General features: G+C 68.6%; 1 protein-coding gene. It reads right to left on the reverse strand.

Translation table 11 applies throughout. The features are described from left to right. Positions 1–180 precede the first annotated feature (180 nt). Positions 181–1,307: App1 family protein phosphatidate phosphatase (locus tag FK530_RS24215; protein ID WP_146489406.1), on the reverse strand; the 1,127-nt coding region annotated here is incomplete at its 5' end.

Raw genomic sequence — 1,307 nt, forward strand, 5'->3', positions numbered from 1 at the left:
CGTGGGCACCGTGCCGGAGGTGGCTGCGTCCTGGAGTGGTTTCGGTGTGTGGATCCTGTGAGCTGCGGTCGTCGTGTGTCTCGCTCATGCCTCCACGTTATACCCCTATGGGGTATATGTCACGAGGTTCAGCGGGTCGCCCTCGTCAGCCCTGCGGCGACGGGCGCCGGACCTCCCACGTCAGCCTTCCGGTGCCAGACTGCGGTCGATCCCTCCCCGGCGCATGCTTGCCAGCAGTTCCTCACCTGTCCGTCCGTACCACACGGGGATCTCTGCAGGCACAGACCACAGGGCATCGGGCACCAAGGGCACGCGAGAGCCGTGGGCCAGGACCTGCTCCAGTTCGGACAGGGACCGGATGGCGATGCCCGCGACGCGGTCGGGGTGCTCGCGGGCGAACTCTGCGTAGATGGCGGGGTCGCGTTGTCCGTCGTCCCCGACCAGAATCCAGCGGACCTGAGGCAGGTCGGTGGCAAGGCGGCGCAGCTCCCGACGCTTGTGCTCCGGACCAGATCGGAACCAGCCGGAGTTGGACGGCCCGAAGTCCGTCATGAGAAACGCTCCGCGCGGGTAGTGCAGTCGGGCCAGGAAGTCGCGCACCGTGGGTACCACGTTCCACGCGCCGGTGGACAGATAGATGACGGGAGCAGGGAGGATCTCCGCTGGCAGGGTCGAGGGGTCAGTCCCCGGCACATGTTGGCGCCGACCTGCCGCGCGGGCGAGGCGCCTCATCATCCTGGACATTCCTGGAACGGCCTCTCGGGAGGAGACCCTGTCCAGGAACGCATGCTTCACGGCGACCAGGAGCCTGGGCACCATTGAGACCATCACGGTGTCGTCTATGTCGGAGACGATCCCCAGGTGTTCGCCCTCCCCGACCACCCGCAATGGCACGTGGGTGGGAGCTCCTGCGCGCAGTCGACCGGTCCTGGGATGTGTCCCCGGGGAGAGTGCTCGCCCACCCGGTGGGGTCTCGTCCTCGTGAATGCCAGCCGCGCGGACGTCGCCCGCATGGAGGACCTGCAGTGTGGCCTCGTGCCAGCCGGGTGTCAGGCCGTGGCCGGTGAGGGTGATGTCGATGTAGCCGCCGGAGTCGGCGAAGGTCAGAGTGCGGGCGTGACCCGCGGTCACGAGGACTGGCTGGTGGGGGATCTGCGCGTCGAGGAACTGGCGCCACCCTCGGCGCTGTCCGAGCCAGTCGCGCTGGTCCCCGGTGCGCGTCATCAGGGCTCGACCCAGGACGCGTGCCATCCCCGTCGCGGCATAGCCTCCGAACGCGCTGATCCCCGGGTAGCAGCCGGTCCACC

Origin of the sequence: Tsukamurella conjunctivitidis (assembly GCF_007858475.1) — a bacterium.
Taxonomy (GTDB): domain Bacteria; phylum Actinomycetota; class Actinomycetes; order Mycobacteriales; family Mycobacteriaceae; genus Tsukamurella; species Tsukamurella conjunctivitidis.